16 protein-coding genes, 1 pseudogene and 1 riboswitch are annotated in these 17,760 nt (G+C 39.0%); of the genes and pseudogenes, 11 read left to right on the forward strand and 6 right to left on the reverse strand.

The features are described from left to right. Window positions 1-2 precede the first annotated feature (2 nt). The gene (locus ACXIUD_RS08825; protein WP_458052255.1) at window positions 3-518 is read left to right on the forward strand and encodes a TlpA family protein disulfide reductase; all 516 of its coding nucleotides are present in this window, start codon (window positions 3-5) and stop codon (window positions 516-518) included. A 60-nt stretch (window positions 519-578) separates the two neighbouring features. Beyond that, the gene (gene hemB / locus ACXIUD_RS08830) at window positions 579-1,550 is read left to right on the forward strand and encodes a porphobilinogen synthase (RefSeq protein ID WP_458052256.1); all 972 of its coding nucleotides are present in this window, start codon (window positions 579-581) and stop codon (window positions 1,548-1,550) included. A gap of 93 nt (window positions 1,551-1,643) precedes the next feature. Here the strand turns inward: hemB and ACXIUD_RS08835 are convergent, their stop codons facing one another. Further along, window positions 1,644-2,852 (reverse strand): hypothetical protein, encoded by a 1,209-nt coding sequence (locus ACXIUD_RS08835; protein ID WP_458052257.1) that lies wholly within the window; start codon window positions 2,850-2,852, stop codon window positions 1,644-1,646. A gap of 485 nt (window positions 2,853-3,337) precedes the next feature. On the opposite strand from ACXIUD_RS08835, the gene ACXIUD_RS08840 reads away from it, so the two are divergent. From ACXIUD_RS08840 to ACXIUD_RS08870, 7 genes are all read left to right on the forward strand, one after another. Further along, window positions 3,338-4,405, forward strand: a complete 1,068-nt coding sequence (locus tag ACXIUD_RS08840; protein ID WP_458052258.1) for a hypothetical protein — start codon at window positions 3,338-3,340, stop codon at window positions 4,403-4,405. A 1-nt stretch (window position 4,406) separates the two neighbouring features. Further along, window positions 4,407-5,018 (forward strand): hypothetical protein, encoded by a 612-nt coding sequence (locus ACXIUD_RS08845; RefSeq protein ID WP_458052259.1) that lies wholly within the window; start codon window positions 4,407-4,409, stop codon window positions 5,016-5,018. Window positions 5,019-5,328: 310 nt separating this feature from the next. Further along, window positions 5,329-5,994 carry a hypothetical protein gene (locus ACXIUD_RS08850; RefSeq protein ID WP_458052260.1) on the forward strand — a complete coding sequence of 222 codons (666 nt, stop codon included), beginning with the start codon at window positions 5,329-5,331 and terminating at the stop codon, window positions 5,992-5,994. A 206-nt stretch (window positions 5,995-6,200) separates the two neighbouring features. After that, window positions 6,201-6,683, forward strand: coding sequence for a hypothetical protein (locus ACXIUD_RS08855; RefSeq protein ID WP_458052261.1), 483 nt, complete (start codon window positions 6,201-6,203; stop codon window positions 6,681-6,683). Between the two features lie 107 nt (window positions 6,684-6,790). Next, window positions 6,791-7,897: an alkene reductase gene (locus tag ACXIUD_RS08860; RefSeq protein WP_458052262.1), complete on the forward strand. Its 1,107-nt coding sequence runs from the start codon at window positions 6,791-6,793 to the stop codon at window positions 7,895-7,897. A 204-nt stretch (window positions 7,898-8,101) separates the two neighbouring features. Further along, complete coding sequence (locus ACXIUD_RS08865; RefSeq protein ID WP_458052263.1) at window positions 8,102-8,653, forward strand: hypothetical protein; 552 nt, start codon at window positions 8,102-8,104, stop codon at window positions 8,651-8,653. A 72-nt stretch (window positions 8,654-8,725) separates the two neighbouring features. Beyond that, on the forward strand, window positions 8,726-9,277 hold the full coding sequence (locus ACXIUD_RS08870) for a hypothetical protein (protein ID WP_458052264.1): 552 nt from the start codon (window positions 8,726-8,728) through the stop codon (window positions 9,275-9,277). A 797-nt stretch (window positions 9,278-10,074) separates the two neighbouring features. Here the strand turns inward: ACXIUD_RS08870 and ACXIUD_RS08875 are convergent. From ACXIUD_RS08875 to ACXIUD_RS08885, 3 genes are all read right to left on the reverse strand, one after another. Further along, a complete protein-coding gene (locus ACXIUD_RS08875; protein WP_458052265.1) occupies window positions 10,075-11,094 on the reverse strand; it encodes a threonine aldolase family protein in 1,020 nt (339 codons plus the stop codon). A gap of 574 nt (window positions 11,095-11,668) precedes the next feature. Continuing rightward, window positions 11,669-12,610 carry a glycerophosphodiester phosphodiesterase family protein gene (locus tag ACXIUD_RS08880; protein WP_458052266.1) on the reverse strand — a complete coding sequence of 314 codons (942 nt, stop codon included), beginning with the start codon at window positions 12,608-12,610 and terminating at the stop codon, window positions 11,669-11,671. Continuing rightward, window positions 12,603-13,049 (reverse strand): DUF2721 domain-containing protein, encoded by a 447-nt coding sequence (locus ACXIUD_RS08885; protein WP_458052267.1) that lies wholly within the window; start codon window positions 13,047-13,049, stop codon window positions 12,603-12,605. Before ACXIUD_RS08885 ends, ACXIUD_RS08880 begins: the two co-directional genes overlap by 8 nt. A 219-nt stretch (window positions 13,050-13,268) precedes the next feature. Beyond that, a riboswitch (SAM riboswitch) is annotated at window positions 13,269-13,374 on the forward strand. Window positions 13,375-13,530: 156 nt separating this feature from the next. On the opposite strand from ACXIUD_RS08885, the gene ACXIUD_RS08890 reads away from it, so the two are divergent. Next, on the forward strand, window positions 13,531-14,829 hold the full coding sequence (locus tag ACXIUD_RS08890; protein ID WP_458052268.1) for an O-acetylhomoserine aminocarboxypropyltransferase/cysteine synthase family protein: 1,299 nt from the start codon (window positions 13,531-13,533) through the stop codon (window positions 14,827-14,829). Between the two features lie 52 nt (window positions 14,830-14,881). Here the strand turns inward: ACXIUD_RS08890 and ACXIUD_RS08895 are convergent, their stop codons facing one another. After that, entirely contained in the window at window positions 14,882-15,919 is a 1,038-nt protein-coding gene (locus ACXIUD_RS08895; protein WP_458052269.1) for a hypothetical protein, read from the reverse strand. 28 nt (window positions 15,920-15,947) lie between these two features. Next, window positions 15,948-16,931, reverse strand: a complete 984-nt coding sequence (locus ACXIUD_RS08900) for a DUF4221 family protein (RefSeq protein WP_458052270.1) — start codon at window positions 16,929-16,931, stop codon at window positions 15,948-15,950. A 332-nt stretch (window positions 16,932-17,263) separates the two neighbouring features. Between ACXIUD_RS08900 and ACXIUD_RS08905 the strand changes: the two are divergent. Then, a pseudogene (locus ACXIUD_RS08905) lies at window positions 17,264-17,371 on the forward strand (PLP-dependent transferase); the annotation flags it as partial. Between the last annotated feature and the right edge of the window lie 389 nt (window positions 17,372-17,760).

The following is a 17,760-nucleotide window of genomic DNA, read 5'->3' on the forward strand; positions in this document are numbered from 1 at the left end:
CTATGATACGCCTACTTTCCTTAGCCCTCTTGTTTTTCTTTTCGAGTGCCACAGTGACGAGCACTCAGCCCCGAAATGAATTTAAAGAACAACTGAACCAATTTTTAAAAAGTGCCGAGCAACCGTTGATTCAAGATGGGGAGGCAGTGGTCATCAATGTTTGGGCCACCTGGTGTGGGCCTTGCATCAAGGAAATCCCAGAACTGAATGAGCTGGTTGAGAAATACCAAGATCAGGGCATCCGATTCTTGGCATTTACCAATGAAACCACGGCTGTATACGAGGCATTTTTGAAAAAACGTGCGGACTTCAAATTTGATTACGAGATGAGCTTCGCCAATAATCAGGCGATTGCCTTTATCAATACCTTTGATAAGCAATACCAAGGCAGGGCAATTCCCTTGCATATATTGGTGGATAGAGATGGAAAAGCAGAGGCTTTTGTAGGTGCATCCCCTACCAATACCCAACGAATCGAAGCATTTGTCAAAAAACAGGTCAAAGGAAACAAAAAGTAAACTGAATCGTGTTTAGCGAGGAAAGAATCCATGTACCTTTGGGTGCAGAATAGAAATCGTATGTTAAGAAGACCTAGAAGAAACCGCAAGTCACTAGCTATCCGCAACATGGTGGAAGAAACGAGACTTTCGGTCAAAGATTTTATTTTCCCCTTATTCCTCATCGAAGGAGTTAATCAAAAGATAGAAGTCAGTTCCATGCCCGGCATTTATCGCTTCTCCTTGGACTTGATGTTGAAGGAAATAGAGGAATGCATGAAACTAGGTATATGTGCCTTTGATATTTTCCCGGCCTATCCCGATGCGCGCAAGGATAAGTTTGCTACAGAAAGTTACAATCCAGAAACATTTTACTTAAAAGCCATTCATACCATCAAATCCACTTTTCCCGAGGCGGTAGTGATGACGGACGTGGCCATGGACCCCTATAGTTCGGATGGACACGATGGCTTGGTGCAGGATGGAAAAATCCTGAACGATGAGACACTCGAAATCTTAGGTAAGATGTCTTTGGCACAAGCCCAAGCTGGTGCTGACATTCTTGGCCCTTCCGATATGATGGATGGGCGGGTTGGCTATATCCGGAGTATCTTGGATGAACATGGCTACACAGACGTTTCCATCATGTCCTACACAGCCAAATACGCATCCGCATTTTATGGACCATTCCGGGATGCTTTGGACTCAGCCCCAAAGATGGGCGATAAAAAAACCTACCAAATGGATCCTGCCAACTACTACGAGGCCTTAATCGAAGCAGATTTGGATACGGAGGAAGGAGCCGATTTTCTGATGGTGAAGCCTGCTTTGGCCTACTTGGATGTCATCCGCTTGCTCAAAGACAACTCAAACCTTCCAATAGCCGCCTACAATGTCAGTGGTGAATACGCCATGATCAAAGCCTCCGCCGAACGTGGCTGGATCGACGGTGAACGAGCGATGCTGGAAAGTCTCCTAAGCATCAAGCGTGCCGGGGCGAATGTGATTTTGAGTTACTTTGCGAAGGAGTTTGGGATGATAGAGAAGAAGTAGGCAGTGATTTCTTTTTCCAAAGGAAGGTTTCAACATAGTTCCAAGTGAAAAATACCCAAAATTGGGTATTTTTTACGGGCTGGAATTCAATGCTTAATAAATAAGATTATTAATGTTAAGAACATGAACTACAGTGGATTTTCCTTTTTCAGATTCAATAATATTGTAAAACCAAAGCATACCGTTGTTAGTTGCCCCCAAAAAGTAAATCTCATTATAATCCAAAGAAAATACAGTAAGCTTCTCATTTTCTAAATTGAATAAAGCAACAAGATAATGTGTAGCAAAAGGGGCTTCTGAAGAAGAGGAGTAATGTGTTGATTTTGATGGAATATATGTTAAAACCAAATAACTTTCGAACGCTTTAATAAAATCAATTTTAAAATTATGATTTAAATTATCCTGGGTTAACTCTCTTTGAATTCCGTTATTCAAAGTGTATTTCACATGCTGTTCGGAATATGGTAACTCAAAATTCCAAGTATTCATTAATTCAAAATTTAAAGTATTTGAATCAAGCCTGAATTCATACAGGTGCTTAGTAGGATTAATCATTCCAAAAAATGAATTACTTTTTGTGTTGTAGCTTAGGAATAATTCAGTTTTTACAAAAAAATCATTTTTTAATAAAATTTCGTTTTCAGATGGTATACTTAAGGTAAGATTGACAGATTCTTTGTTTTCAGGCTTAATCCGAAGAAAATTAATACTTTCAAAGTCCTGGATTGAAAAAGACTTTTCAGCCATTCCAATTTCCAGACAAGGTATACCATTTTGAGAAATAACTAAAGTATCATTACCAGATCTTACATTAAAAATCTCTGAAAATCCTGGACTAAAATTAATACACTGAGGAAATTTATCAATTGGTTTTTCATCAAAACTTTGAGATCCAATATTAAACCTTGTAATGTTTGTTTCTGAACCAACCAAAAGATGATTCGAACTCTTCATACTATAACCTACTCCTCTAAAATATGAGCCACCTAATCTTGATGGGCCACTACCCAATGGATTGAACTCGCTAAAACTTTGATTTAAATTTAATAGTTTGATTTTATTATCACCGACATCATAAATTATTAACGAAGAGTCATTTGAGCAAATTGGGATAGGAAGGATTAAGGGAACTTCAAAAATCAACTTTTCGCTTTTAACCAGAGAAGAAACTGACAAAGGAATAATTTCATTATCATTTGTAACTATATTAGAACTTATTATTTCTTTTTGTTTTTTCTGTGAAAAATCACATGAAAAGCCAGTTATTAAAATAATTAAGCAGAGATAATATTTATTCTTCATTTATTTAAAAATAATTAGTGAAAAATTAGTTTTATAAATTCTAACTTTTTCAATCCCTTAATTTGGATTGGAAATACAAGTTTTTGAAATTCGAATTATCACCCTTCACATTAAACCAAATAGAAATTCACCTTAAAGAAATTATTTCCTTAAGGTGAATTTCTAACATTTACAACTCATTGTTCAGGACAAGGGGTAATACACAAACATTCTAAACCACTCCCACATATGCATGCTGGTATACCCATTACTGTTCTACTCTTGCCTCCTGTTATTTTATAACAATCTTGAGCTTTAGCCTCATTAATTGGAGCAAAAGAAAAACATGCTAAAAAGACAAAAGCAGAGGTTTTTTAGAAGATCAACAGATTATTATAGTACCTGCTCACAGAAAAGTACAAGCATCCTATGCTCAAGCATATCTGCGTAGAATAGTATTCGAGTTAGATGCTCAAGGACAAGTGAGTAGAGGTGGTATTCTGGAAATGTCAACTAAAGAACAGGGTTTGTTGCTAATAAATGAAACTGATCTAATCGAAGGTTTTCTAAATGGTATAAAATCTCCCAAAGTAACATACTTATGGTCTGACTTCGCTTCTAACCTAATCGATGGTCAGCAAGCAAATGGTGATTTTGTTGAGCGATCCTTAGATCGATTTCTTCAATCAAACACCGATGTTTCAAATTTCAATTTTGAAAACTGCATAGATTGGTATTGGGTCTATAGCAATGGTTATGAAGAATACAGCCATACCACCTGTGGGGCAAGCTGTGACGATAATCTTGAAGATGCTTGCTTAGATGATGGAAATAATGGTGGAGGCGGAGGTGATGGATTGGAGGATGAGGATGAAGAAGAAATTGATATTAAAGAACTTACAAATTGTCACCAAGAATTGATTAAAGACCTCATTGGCTCATCCAAACAAGAATTTATGAGAATCTTTGAAAAATTTAATGGAAATCAACCAGTACCTGGAAATTATAATGTGAAATTTCAATACGGCACATGTCCTCCAGGGGCAACAGCTTGTACTAGTAGAAATCTCCAAGATGGTTGGGCCACAATTACCATCAGTCAATCGGTTAATCAACAGGCAACTGATCTCTCTTTTGCTAGAACAATTCTACATGAGACGCTACATGCTTACTTACTATTCGAAGAGCAATATCCTTCGGATTGTGATCTCAACTGCCTTTTAAATGACTATATTGCTAAATATGGAAAAAATGATCTCAATGATCCCCATCATAATTTGTTTGTTGAAACAAAATTCTTAAATGATATTGAGATCGAACTTAAAAATTACGCTATCAGTCAAAATTACATTATTAGTACTTTAGGAAGTGATTACTTCAAAGATATGGCATGGGGGGGCTTGGCTGAAACTGATGTTTTCAAAAACTCCAAAACAATCTCTGAACAAAACAGGATAAATGATAGAATTAATGCTGAGATTAATGGTGAATCTATCGTTAGACCAGCTCTTGATTCCGAGGGTAATTACACCAACGTGGTTACTACTCCAAAAGCTTTAAAAGTATGTGATTGATATGAAAACTATATTAAAGGTCCTTATTGTGGTATTTGGGTGTGCTTCCTGCCAATCTAGGGAACAAATGGAAGTTGCATCTTTACTTGGAGTCATCTTCGAAAGTGAAATTGAAAGAGGCGATTCTGTTTATCTTATAAAAGATGCTGTGTTGGATTGGGAAGGATACCTGGAGGGTTCACAATGTGACCTTGAATGGTTAGAAGACTTTTTTGGGACCAACTCTTTCAATAAAATAGAAGTATCATCCGTGTATTCAGAAAGAGAAATCGGTCAGATATGCGCTGAAATTGGTAAATCTTACCAATTTCAGCCTACTCAACTACACTCACTGATTAGTCTTGTACCCAAGGAAAGGATTGATAAAATGATTCATTCCTTCGAAGAAAATGTAAAAAGAGGTGGTCCTATTTCTATTACTGAAGAAATGGATAAATTTAGGTATTATGAAAAATTATCAAAACCCATTTTCACCAAAAACTATAGGTATGCAATTATATACAGGCAATCTGTTTGCTTTCCAATCCTTTGCGTTGGGCCTGTTTTGACCATTTATGAAAAAAAAGATGGAAAGTGGAAGCCCATTGCCGGGCAAAACTTCTACCTAATTTGATAAGGACCATCTTCAGCCATTAGTAGCTAACTCGATGGTGAAGGGGCCAAGTTAGAAAGTTTCCTGAGCATCAAGGGTGCCGGGGCAAATGTGATTTTCAGTTATTTTGCGACAGAATTGGGTTATACGAGTCTTCTTAATGATGCTCAATTCTTCAAAGACATGGCATGAGGTGGGCTTCATGAAACAGATGTTTACAAAAAAATGTCACCAACTGAACAGCTAAGGCTTTTTAGAGGGTATTTGGTTGAACTTGGTGGCAAAAAGTTTGAGGGCATGGAGCCAAAAGGAGAAAAAGCCTGTAAATAAAATGAAAAAACTACTATTGCTAACTTTTCTTTCCCTATTGCTCATTTCATGCAAAAATGATGGTAGTAAAAACCATGGTTTAGAAAATTCGGATCCGCTTGACCTTACTGAAGTATATCCAGGCGACCAATATATCTGCGATTTCATCAATAAAATGATTGAAAACAAATTCCAACTTATCTATTATGATTTTGAAGATACTGTGTACCTCCATCAATCTTCGTTCACAGGTTTCGAAGAGCAATTTGGAAATCAGTTCAGAACACTATCAGATATTGTTGAAAGACAGAAGAGTAATACTAGGCTAACGGAAGATGACAGATTTCCGGTTGAGAAAATCCTCTCCGAAGAGGATTTTCAGATAATTCGAAAACAGGCTAAGCAATCGTACAGTTTCAAGGATTTTTGCCTTTCAGACCGGATTAATTTGCAGAATAAGACAATTTCTAACTTTGCAGAAGGGAATGACGATGCTAAATTTAGAATAGTGACATTTTTAAATATTTCCAAGCCAGCATTTACTCATGATGGTAGATATGCATTTATTTTTCTCGTTTACGAGACGGGATTTGGTAAGATGGTTTCGGGCAGTAGTTGGGCGGCTTTGTACGAAAATCAAAATGGGGAGTGGAATAAATGTTTTTCCATTGAATTAGCTATGTTTTAAAAAGGTTAAAGAGTAGTGGTTAAAAAGCTGATTAGGAAGAGAAGTGGAAACTTATTGCCTGACAAAACTTCTATCTCATCGAAGATGTCTACAAGTATTCAAGTCTCAAAGTTACTTTGAAACTTGAATACTAAAGTAATGAAATCTAGTACAACTAAATTATTTGTTTGTACAAGCCATTTTATTTAAATTGTTAAAAAAGATACTTGGAAAAGGAATTAAACATGAAACGGACATTTATTTTATTATGCGCGTTTTTTTTAGTTCCTGTCTTAATTATTAAAGCACAAGATACTCTTGGAAAGATATTTATCTTAATTCCAACAACAAATGAAAAAGGGACAAAAATCTCTTATTCAGAACATAAAAGAGGTATTTTAATAGGGGCTTACATAACTTTTGATGTCCCTAATTATACAGTCATAGTTTCACACATGCCCCCTTGGGTGGATTATCCATCGGAGGGTAATCGTGAACAAATTGAGGTCACTGCCAGTGATATGCTTAATTCAAGCATATTATGTGCAGAAAAATTAACTTTTAATGAATGGAGTGAGCTAGAGCAAATCGGGCTTAAACAGAAGATTTACATGGTTTTTCAAGAAGATTATTTATCTAAAGATCGGTTTGTGCTGAATCACCAATTCAAAGCTTATGAAGTTCGAGTAACAGCTGATGGGCCGATTTGAGAATTATTTCATTATTGGAAAATAAATCTTCTGGAGGTTTTCTTGGGAACCATGGTCGCTCGGGAATAGTTGTATATACATAGATTATAATTAAACCAACTAATAAAATGATCCAACAACCGCTTTTAGAAAAGCTCCAAATGGGAGATTTGGAATTACAAAACAGGGTGATCATGGCTCCTATGACCAGGAGTAGAGCCAATAACCCGGAAAATGCTCCTTTTGAGATTCATGCGGAGTATTACAGACAGAGGTCTTCCGCTGGCTTGATCATTTCCGAAGGATCGCAGATTTCCAAAAAAGCAGTAGGGTATATACATACTCCGGGGATTTATTCCGAAGCCCAAGTGGAAGGCTGGAAAAAAGTAACGGAAGCTGTACATGAGAATGGTGGTAAAATCTTCATTCAGTTGTGGCACGTAGGAAGAATGTCTCATCCTGATTTCCACGGTGGGGAATTGCCTCATGCTCCTTCCGCTCTTAATCCACACGCTAAGTCATTTACTCCAGAGGGTTTCAAAGACACTGAAACTCCAAAAGAAATGACCATTGAGGATATCAAACAGACCATCCTTGATTTCAAAAATGCCGCAGCGAATGCGATGAAAGCTGGATTTGACGGTGTGGAAATCCACTCCTCCAATGGCTATTTATTGCATCAGTTTTTCAGCAGAACCTCTAATATTCGAACAGATGAGTATGGTGGAAGCATTGAAAACAGAGCAAGAATCTTGTTTGAAGTTATCGATGCTATCAAAGAAGTAATGCCTGAAAATAGAATTGGTGTGAGATTGAATCCATCATTGGATGGTATTTTCGGGATGACGATGGATGAGGAGACCATCCCAACCTTTGATTACATCGTAGAAAAACTCAATCAGTACGATTTGGCTTACCTGCATTTGTCGGAGCCTTTCAATGATGTGTCTGAAATCCCTTACGCAGAAAAGGAAATTGCCAAGAGGTATAGACCCATGTATAAAGGCACGTTGATTATCAACTCCAACTTTGACCAAGAGAAAGGTAACAATGTTATCGCTGATGGCTTGGCTGATGCAGTTGCTTACGGCAAACCATTCATTTCCAATCCTGATTTGGTAGAACGCTTCGCAGCGAATGCTCCCCTTGCAGAATACGATCAGTCCACCTTCTACACCCCTGGAGAAAAAGGTTTTACGGATTATCCAGCATTATCTCTTTCCAAATCCCAATAATTAACAGTAAGAGGCTGTCTCAAAAGTAGTTTTGAGTTAGACAATAAAGGCTAGCCGAGCAATCGACTAGCCTTTATTTATTTTTGAGACAGCCACAAAACGAAAATGGTTTTGAACTGTCAGAACAACAGTCATTAGTATTTTCGTTGACTAAAATATTTTTTTACCAAAATTCAACTAACTTGATAACTCAACTAAAAATGGATGAGACTAAAGGAAATTGAAACTATCATTAAAAACTACTATCCGATAGTATTAACGGAGGTCAGTGAAGATATTTATCTTGATTTTCAGCAGAAAAGATTGGACAAATGTAAACAGCAAGCAGCGGCATTGAATTTAGATAAAATCAAGCTGCTAGAGGTATTGAATAAACGCTTTCCAGATAGTGTCTTAGATGAATCCATCCTCAATCCCGATGATCCATCCATTAGAATTTCTGTAAAAATTAGAGACAACCCTTTTCTATCAGTGCAGATCGTTAGAAGCTTATTGGCAGATGTTGGAACAATTGTTTTAATTTACCTCAATGAAAATGGTAGGTTTACGGAAAGGCTGATCGTAAAAGAAGACTTCGCTAATCAACCTATTTCTGAAATATACGACCTGTATTTCAACAATTTAGACCTTGAGTTTCTTGATAAGGAGCAGCTTCAGGAAAAACACTCATTTCAGTCCAACGTGTTTGGCTTCAAAGAAGTATCTGTTTACGAGTTAATATTTGGGTCTAGGTTTCTACCGATTGATGTCATGTGATGAAGCTACTATCGTTGATTCGGAGAGTGGACTAAATATTTTCCCATTGAAGTAAAGCTGTTATAAAAGAACATGAAAATTGAAATGCTAAAAGAACTTCATGAAATTTACAAATCTCAATGGGGTCCTCGAACTGAAAGAAAAATCAATCGCTTGATCCAAGGAATGGAGGATCCTAAATGGAAAAAAATTATAGCGTTTTTTCAGGATGACGATGTCTTCGATTACTCTTATATTCAATCCCCAAGTCATGCCCTCTCGGTACCTGAGGTAGTTCCTAACAATGAAATAGGTTTTAACCTTTACATGCCTATGGAAGCCCCCATATTTACTTGTTTTTACATGCAGATAAATTTTGGGTTTTCAGCCAAGAACACTAGATACACCATCAGTTCAACCTCCCCCGATAAAAAGTTTAATTTTATTCTCCAAGATGTAATCAACCATGTTAAAAACACATACCCTGAATACCAATATGTCCCTCATCATTTGTTATTTGGAAAAAGGGTTGATTGGGGAGTCCCCATGGGGAGCTATGAAAAAGAAGAAGGGCATTTCATCTTTGAGTATTTCTTTAATACGTTCCCTTTCAGTGAAGGGGATGAAATAGTGATTCTTGAATAAGCTAATAATCCGGATAGACTTATACGAAAAAGTAATTCACCTAAAATAAGTTAAAATTCACAATGCGTACAACTGAATCAAAAATAAGCATCTCCCTATCGGTTTTATTAGTTCTGACGGTGGCCTTACTCTTCTTTCCGGAGCTAAACAAAAGTTTTACCCTCCATCTATACGATACGTATTATATCATAAGTACTCATATCGTTCTGATTTTGCTTGCTATGGTAGCTTCACTACTATTAACCTCAAAATTGGCTATGCCAAACAAAAAGAAGTAAGAAAAAATAAACTAACGCACTGCGACTTCAATTAACAAAATCAAAAGTTGAGAATCACCTACATCCCGTCAGAAGATGCCATCGAATGGTGTATTTATCAAGACAGTCCAGGGAATTTTTACTTCCCAAGAAAAGTAAAAATGGAGAGAGTTGATTAAAGAAAAAGCAACTCAATATATGCGCATAATTATTTTTTAACATGACATTTCCTGCTGATATGGACTGGAAAAAAAACTATCGAGAAGATAAAAGGGCAAAGAATGAAAAATAAAATCCTTCTTTCAAGAGCTATTCGAAGAATGGTTCACGCAACGGCCGCAACGATAAAGCGCCACGGCCGCTATAAAATTTCACATTCTGAAAATACTTGAGACTTTTTTAAGAATATTCTTCCTCTTTACACGCCTCTAATATATCGCCTTTACTTGTGCTGAGCTTGTCGAAGCAGGCATATATCCATTTATATCGCGCAAGCATATATCACTCGCTACTCCTCATAATTTCTCTTTGCCAAACGTATCAAATATCTAATCCAGCCATTCTCCTCCCAAACTCCTCCAACTGCTCATCACCAAAATCTAAATGCGTAACAAATCGGATTTGATCGGGACCAAATTTCACTGCAAAGATCTGTTGTTCTCGGAGCTGTTCGAGCATAGCTTCAGGACTGATGCCTTGCAGGCGAGCAATTACGATATTAGTGACCACAGGAAATACTTCCGCTACTAAAGGATGTTCCCCTAGCATTCGACCAATTTCCTTGGCCCGCGCATGGTCTTCCGCTAATCGAGCAACCTGATGGTCGAGTGCGTAGATAGCCGCAGCTGCCAAATAACCTGCCTGACGCATGCCTCCACCAAAGGATTTGCGGATTTTTCGGGCACGCTTGATAGCCTGCTTGCTACCCAGCAACACAGACCCTATCGGGCAACCCAACCCTTTGCTCAAACAAATGGATATGGTATCGAACTGCGCTCCCCAATCGGCTGCTTGTTCTCCAGTCGCTACCAAGGCATTGAAAAGTCGAGCACCATCCAAGTGGAGCTTGATACCCTTTTCCAAACACAAGACTCGGATTTCCTTTACTTCATCCAATGTATAGACACTACCTCCACCTTTGTTCATGGTATTTTCCAGTGAAACCAAGCTACTCTCACAGGCATGCACATCGTCTGGACTGATGGCTGCCGCTACATCCGCAGCGGTAATCTTCCCATAAGGCCCATCCAATAATTTGACGGATGCATGGGCATTGGCCATAATTCCTCCAGCCTCGTACAGGTAAATGTGTGAATATTTATGACAAATAACTTCTTGATGTGGGCCTGCATGCAGTTTGATCGCAATTTGATTGGTCATCGTGCCGGAGGGACAAAATAAGCCCGCCTCCATGCCAAACATAGCTGCCAACTTTTCTTCCAAAGCATTGACCGTAGGGTCTTCCCCAAATACATCATCACCAACTTCCGCAGCCCACATGGCCTGCAACATTCCCTGAGTTGGCTTGGTAACAGTGTCTGAACGTAAATCGATTGTCATATGTAGTAAATTGGTTGATTAAGTAATTGGTTAATTGAGTGGTTAGAGGTCGACGGTCATCTGTCAACTGTCAACGGTTAGATTGTGGTTGAAATACGATTATCCTTTTTTATTTCATGAAGCCCTACTTGGTACTTTGTACTTGGTACATGTTAGTGATTGGTGGGGGTCGACGGTTTACTGTCGACTGTCCACGGCACGAGTGAGCAGTGCCTGTGCTGAGCGAAGTCGAAGCAAACAATGCATAGTGAACAGTGGAGTGAGTTCCGTTTTAAAGGAAACTATTGGTTCTCAACACGTCCTGCGTCTATGGTCTCGTTTCTAGTATCTCGCTTCTCATTCGCTTGGTACTTGGTACATGTTAGTGATTGGTTGGGGGTCGACGGTCAACTGTCGACTGTCCACGGCTGGATTGAGTGAACAGTGAGCAGTTGGAAGTGAACAGTGAGTTTATAACAGACAACCGTTGGTTCTCAACACGCCCTGAGTCTATGGTCTCGTTTCTAATATCTCGCTTCTCATACCCGAATCCCTACTTGGTACTTCGTACTTGGTACTTGGTACAGCCCCCCTCCTACCTCTCACCAAAATACTTCCCCTTCGAACTCTCCTTCGGTCTCAATTTTTCAATTGCCTTCGCAGCTTCAATAGGTCTGTCGGTAGCCAGGATATCGGCCCCATTTTCAACAAATCCCACATACAACTGATCCCCACGGGCAATGGCACTTCGGTCTAAGTTGCCCATGGTGCCTAAGATTGTAAATACACCTAGTTCATGTAACTGCTGATTTAATGTAGCAGGTCTCTCAGAGGTGCCTGTAAATGCAATCCAGCGATCTACAGGAATACCCGATGCTTGGAAACGTGCGAGTTCCTCTTCATTTCGGATACTGACAGACAGCATCAAGTCTGGATGAAGACGATGGATTTGTTGGGCAGCTTCCAAACTGTATGTGATGACAGCTGCATAAGGCTCAGCTTCTTGTCTACGGATAGCATCCGTAATCATTGCAAAAGGAACCTCCCGCTTGATATCGACCGTAAACAAGGTTTTCCCTTTGCCCCAAGCTAACACTTCATCCAAGGTTGGTACTTTAAAGTCGGTAACCGTTCCTTCTTTGTCTACCAAGAAAAATTCTTGAATTTCTTGATAGGTATGATCGATGACACGGCCTTTTCCAGTGGTCGTCCTATCCAAGGTATTGTCATGCATTAAGACCAATACTGAGTCCTTGGTCACGGCTACATCAAATTCTATGAGGGATGGAGTATGCTTCAAGGTGTTTTCGAAGGCCTGCAAGGAATTTTCAGGATATCCGGGATAAGGACCTCCCCGATGGGCAGAGACCATGGGAATCCTATCCGAAGACCAAGTATAAAAATCCTTCGTCTCCTCCAAATTTCTTAATACGATGGTTTTTAGCCCCTTTTCATCGGTGGATTCTTGCGCCTGTGTGGTGCTCGCTTGCTTACAAGATACCAGCAAAAACAGACCTGCAATCAGTAATTTATTCATCGTTTTTATCTTTTTTAAACCAAAACCCTGAAGATCGTTTTTGAAACAAAGATTCCATGTCCTGAATCTCAAGGTTAAGCGCTTGGGTGGAAATCAGGATTTCAACCAAAGAAATGCCCAAGGAAACCAGCAAGGCCAACATACTTCCGATGAAGACGTAGTTGGCAGCTTCCTGTGCTTCTGTAAATATCAAAAACATACATATCACACAGAGCAAGAAACTCAATACCCCACACAATTGCATGTATTTAATCATGCTCAACCGGCGCTTGAGGTTGTGAATTTGCTCAATAATGATCTCCTGTTCGGGATTTTCCAAGTACTTTTTGTGCAATCCCCGTATGAGATTAGCAATGGCCAAAAAGCGGTTTGTAAAAGCCAGCATCATGAGCGTAATCGCAGAAAATAACAAGGCCGGGGTCGATAGCTGTAGCTCCATGAGTAGAAATGATTGAATGTTAAAAGTGAGAAATAAAGAAGGAAAATAAAAACAGCTCCTATAAAAGGTTCTTTCAAAAGCTAGTTTCCTCGGACTAAACCAAAAAAAACACGCTTCCAAAAAAAAACATGTTAACTCTATAATTTTTATAGGGTTTTTCTTGCTTTTCATGTTTGTCAACCCTTTCTTTGCATCATCCTTTCACTTTTTAGGTGTTGGGATTTATACAGAAGAGGCGAGAGACGGGCTCCCTGACCCTCTGGCAACCATTCGAATCGTCGAAAAGGTGCCAATTCCCACCAAGCATTCCTTGGAACTATAAATTCTTAACCACATGAAAAACACTCCTTGCAAGCCAATTTTATTCGTATCCCTACCAAAGAATACTGAGTCATCAATCGGTACAGGCTATTGGTTAATCAGCATTGGCAATTCTATTCGCATATTCAATTAACTATCATATACTTAAAACGAATCAACCATGGCTTATCGATTTGAAACGCTGCAACTGCATGCAGGACAGACCCCAGACAAGGCAACCAATTCCAGAGCAGTTCCCATTTACCAAACCACCTCCTACGTGTTCAATTCAGCCGAACACGGGGCCAATCTCTTTGCTTTGAAAGAATTCGGGAATATCTACACCCGAATCATGAACCCTACCACCGATGTCTTCGAACAACGCATCGCAGCGTTGGAAGGCGGTGTAGCAGCGGTGGCCACTTCCTCAGGACAAGCAGCCCAATTCCTTGCCCTGAACAATATTCTTCAAGCAGGTGAAAACTTTGTCTCCAGCCCTTCCCTCTACGGTGGTACTTACAATCAATTTAAAGTGGCATTCAAACGCCTTGGAATCACAGCCAAATTCGCCAAAGGTAACAATGCAGAAGATTTCGAGCCGCTGATTGATGAACATACCAAAGCCATCTACCTAGAAACCATCGGAAATCCTGAGTTCAATATTCCAGACTTCGAAGCCTTTGCCAAACTAGCTCAAAAACATGACCTGCCTTTAGTAGTGGACAATACGTTTGGAGCAGGCGGCTATTTATGCCAGCCTATCAAACACGGAGCGAATATCGTTACCTCCTCTGCCACCAAGTGGATTGGAGGGCATGGTACTTCGATTGGAGGGATCATCGTGGATGGAGGAAATTACAACTGGGGAAATGGTAAATTTCCACAGTTTTCCGAACCCTCAGAAGGCTATCATGGGTTGAATTTTTGGGAGGTATTCGGAGAAAACAATCCTCTAGGACTTCCCAATGTAGCCTTTGCCATGAGAGCTAGGGTAGAAGGATTGAGAGACTTCGGCCCGGCATTAAGTCCATTCAATTCTTTTCTGCTCCTTCAAGGACTGGAAACCCTTTCTCTGCGTGTGCAACGAACAGTAGAAAATGCCTTGGCTTTGGCAACTTGGCTGGAAAACCATCCAAAAGTCCAAAAAATAAACTATCCCGGACTCCCATCCTCTCCCCATCATGCATTTGGTAAAAAATACCTGACGCATGGCTTTGGAGGGGTGTTGAGTTTTGAGTTGAAAGGCGATAAAGAAAGCACCAGTCAGTTTATCAGTGAACTGAAACTGGTTTCTCACTTAGCAAATGTAGGCGATGCAAAAACCTTGATTATCCAACCATCCGCTACCACCCATCAACAGCTAAGTCAAGAAGAACAAACTGCTGCCGGAGTCACTCCAACCATGCTTCGGGTATCTTTGGGCATCGAGCATATCGATGATATCAAAGAAGATTTCCAGCAGGCTTTTGATAAGCTCTAAGCACATAAAAATACACCTGTCAGCGCATATTTCTCCTGACAGGTGTACCTTTCTAATATATGGGTAACCGCAAAATATCTACCCGTTTGTCGGTTTCTAACTTGACGAAGTAATGTCCATCTTCGATGTGATAGGGGTAATGGGGAGTTTTTCCTAAAGCTTTATAGCTAGCACGGGAAATGTCCAGTTCCCAAATTTCGTAGTGTTTTTCAGGGATATTCCATACCAACAGATAATCCCGCTTAAATTTTAAATCAGAAAACACTTCCCAAAATCTAAATTTATTGGTATCAACCCCGAGCTTTATTTGCTTTGCATGTACTTGTTCGGTAGTTTGGCTTAAGAGATAAAGAGTATTGTTCATTCGCTCAAGCATAAGCAATTGACCACCATTCACTGCATAGGTGACATTTCTGTAGGGAATATCCTCATAGATTACTTTTTCCGTTATAGGATGAAATTTCCACCAGGGATTTTTTTCTTTGCCATCGATGATGAAGTTAGATTCCACTGGTACTCTCCCACCATAAAAATCCTTTCTAGAAGAAGTAATATCCGGATTTGACCTTAGATCTTTTGTAGGCAAGGCAAAAAACTGCCGTTCAAATAATTTCGAACCTTCCTTATTTTTACCCTTCTTGGAAGATTCTTTTTTCTGAAAAAATGGCGTAATTACCCAATTATCCCAAAAAAATATTGGGTCATCTATTGACATTCCGTTTTCTTTGACATCAAAAAAATACCTCATTCCAATACTCCTGTCAATCACTATTTTGCCATCTTGAATGCTAAAGTCAAGGGAAGAATTACCAATAGAAGTAAACGAGTTTTCCTCGGTCTTTATAATCCGCCTATACCCTTCTAGCCAACCTGTCAAGGTATCAATACCCAAATTCTGCTTGTCCAAAAGCATCAATCGAGATTTATTGGAATTCCTTTTTTCCAAATAGCTCACGATCTTATAATCCCCAAAGGGAATCAGCTCTGTCAGCGTACAGTTTTCACAGCCATAGAGATAAAAGTCAGTTTGGGCTTTCGAATGAACGATACAAACCCCAAAAAGAAAAACAATCAAAAGAATCAATCGCATAACAACTAGTGGTTAGTAATTCATGAATTTAGTCCAATACTATAAATGTAAACGTGGCTTTGTTTTCTACCTCTTCACTCCGATTTTTGATTAATACGCCATTTTTATAAGGAAAAGAGATAGGTAAAATCAAATTGCCAGCATCTAATTCAAAAATTTCAATGGTTTTGAAATCCGTTTCAGCTTTCGCGACCAAGAGCAGCCATTGACCAAAAAGATTGGTATTGAAGGTCCCATCTGCTTTTTGAAGCGCCTGTGGTTTTTTCTTTAAACGAATGATGGCATCTAACTGAGGATGGTACATGGTCTTCAAAAACCAAGGCTCCACAATACCTAAATTCTGTTCCTTTTGTAAATCCTCATTGGACCTACTTAACCCTTTGGCCAATACAGGAAAATCACTGGTGGCTATCCACAATTCTTTTAGAAAATTACCTTCTGTATCAAATAAAGTAACTCGAGGGCTCATTGGAAAAGATAGGGCTACACCTTCTGAATGTTCACTTAAAGATATCTCACCCAAAAATCCAAAATATCCGTCTTTTTGCTGATATACTTTGTCCCAAGCCCCAAAAGAGCGAACTCCGCTGTTTGATTGCATGTCATATTGACCGATCGGAAAACTTTGGTAATACGCTAAGCTTTCATAATTTACATCTGATGCTACAGGAATATAAAACTGTCCTTCTTTCCAAATAGGAGAAGAACCAAATTCAGGGGTAAAACTGTAAAATATATCAGTCGACAAACGCCCATCCTTAAAATCTACATTTCGGAAGTTGATGAGTTTCCTAGAGCCATCTAATCCGATTTCCAAGGCTTTTTTTGAATATCCATCGAATACATATAGGTACCCATCTCCATAGACCAAAGACTCAACAGAGGGTATGCCCAATGGGCCATCTTCTTCCAAAAATATCCGCTGACGTAAGCTACCTTGGTCTAGGTTATACACATCAATTGTATACAAAGACTCATTGAAGGTTGCCAAATATGAGGAATCACCGCTCATAAAAGCGTCGTAATTTAAAGATTCTAACACACCCAAGCTGTCAAGTGCTAAAACAAGGGCTGTAGAAGAGTGACTCTTGTCAAGATATTTAACAAACTGGCTTTCAGAACTTTTTTCCGAACAAGAAAACAACACAACGAGTATTACCGCATAAAATCTCATAACTATCAGGCAAAATTGTCTTATCATACGACTACAGCTTTTCATAAGTTCTTTGACACAAAACTTTAGGACTGCAACTTGAAAAAAAAAAGATTAGTAACAATAAATGGTGTGGCATTTAAACATGAATCTTTTTTATTAATTCAATAAGATTCTTTTATAAATCCGGTGAACAAACTGCTGCCGGAGTCACTCCAACCATGCTTCGGGTATCGTTGGGAATCGAGCACATTGAAGATATCAAAGAAGATTTCCAGCAGGCTTTTGATAAGCTTTAAATGCAAAAAAATACACCTGTCAGCGAATACATCTCCTGACAGGTGTCTCTTTTTAATAAATGGGTAAGCGCAAAATATCTACCCGCCTGTCAGTCTCTAACTTTACAAAATAATGTCCATCTTCGATATGGTATGGGTGATGGGGTGTTTTACCTAAGGCTTTATAACTGCTTCGGGAAATGTTCAGCTCCCAGATTTCATAGGGTGCTAAGGGATTCTACTCATTTATATTTTTTATGTATATCCGCAATTACACCAGTAGCCAAATAAATATATAATGACAGTTAGTGACAATTGCTATTTGTGATCATTCAATGTATCTAAATTAGGTCAAAATAAACGGTTTTGACCATGAATATTGTAAACTTCATCAATCGCTTTCCAGACGA

The organism is Mongoliitalea sp. (genome assembly GCF_054166905.1).

Coding starts and splice junctions, on each gene's coding strand:
- ACXIUD_RS08825 (WP_458052255.1), top strand. CDS start 3: ATGATACGCCTACTTTCCTTAGCCCTCTTGTTTTTCTTTTCGAGTGCC.
- hemB (WP_458052256.1), top strand. CDS start 579: ATGTTAAGAAGACCTAGAAGAAACCGCAAGTCACTAGCTATCCGCAAC.
- ACXIUD_RS08835 (WP_458052257.1), bottom strand. CDS start 2,852: ATGAAGAATAAATATTATCTCTGCTTAATTATTTTAATAACTGGCTTT.
- ACXIUD_RS08840 (WP_458052258.1), top strand. CDS start 3,338: ATGTCAACTAAAGAACAGGGTTTGTTGCTAATAAATGAAACTGATCTA.
- ACXIUD_RS08845 (WP_458052259.1), top strand. CDS start 4,407: ATGAAAACTATATTAAAGGTCCTTATTGTGGTATTTGGGTGTGCTTCC.
- ACXIUD_RS08850 (WP_458052260.1), top strand. CDS start 5,329: ATGAAAAAACTACTATTGCTAACTTTTCTTTCCCTATTGCTCATTTCA.
- ACXIUD_RS08860 (WP_458052262.1), top strand. CDS start 6,791: ATGATCCAACAACCGCTTTTAGAAAAGCTCCAAATGGGAGATTTGGAA.
- ACXIUD_RS08865 (WP_458052263.1), top strand. CDS start 8,102: ATGAGACTAAAGGAAATTGAAACTATCATTAAAAACTACTATCCGATA.
- ACXIUD_RS08870 (WP_458052264.1), top strand. CDS start 8,726: ATGAAAATTGAAATGCTAAAAGAACTTCATGAAATTTACAAATCTCAA.
- ACXIUD_RS08875 (WP_458052265.1), bottom strand. CDS start 11,094: ATGACAATCGATTTACGTTCAGACACTGTTACCAAGCCAACTCAGGGA.
- ACXIUD_RS08880 (WP_458052266.1), bottom strand. CDS start 12,610: ATGAATAAATTACTGATTGCAGGTCTGTTTTTGCTGGTATCTTGTAAG.
- ACXIUD_RS08885 (WP_458052267.1), bottom strand. CDS start 13,049: ATGGAGCTACAGCTATCGACCCCGGCCTTGTTATTTTCTGCGATTACG.
- ACXIUD_RS08890 (WP_458052268.1), top strand. CDS start 13,531: ATGGCTTATCGATTTGAAACGCTGCAACTGCATGCAGGACAGACCCCA.
- ACXIUD_RS08895 (WP_458052269.1), bottom strand. CDS start 15,919: ATGCGATTGATTCTTTTGATTGTTTTTCTTTTTGGGGTTTGTATCGTT.
- ACXIUD_RS08900 (WP_458052270.1), bottom strand. CDS start 16,931: ATGAGCGGTGATTCCTCATATTTGGCAACCTTCAATGAGTCTTTGTAT.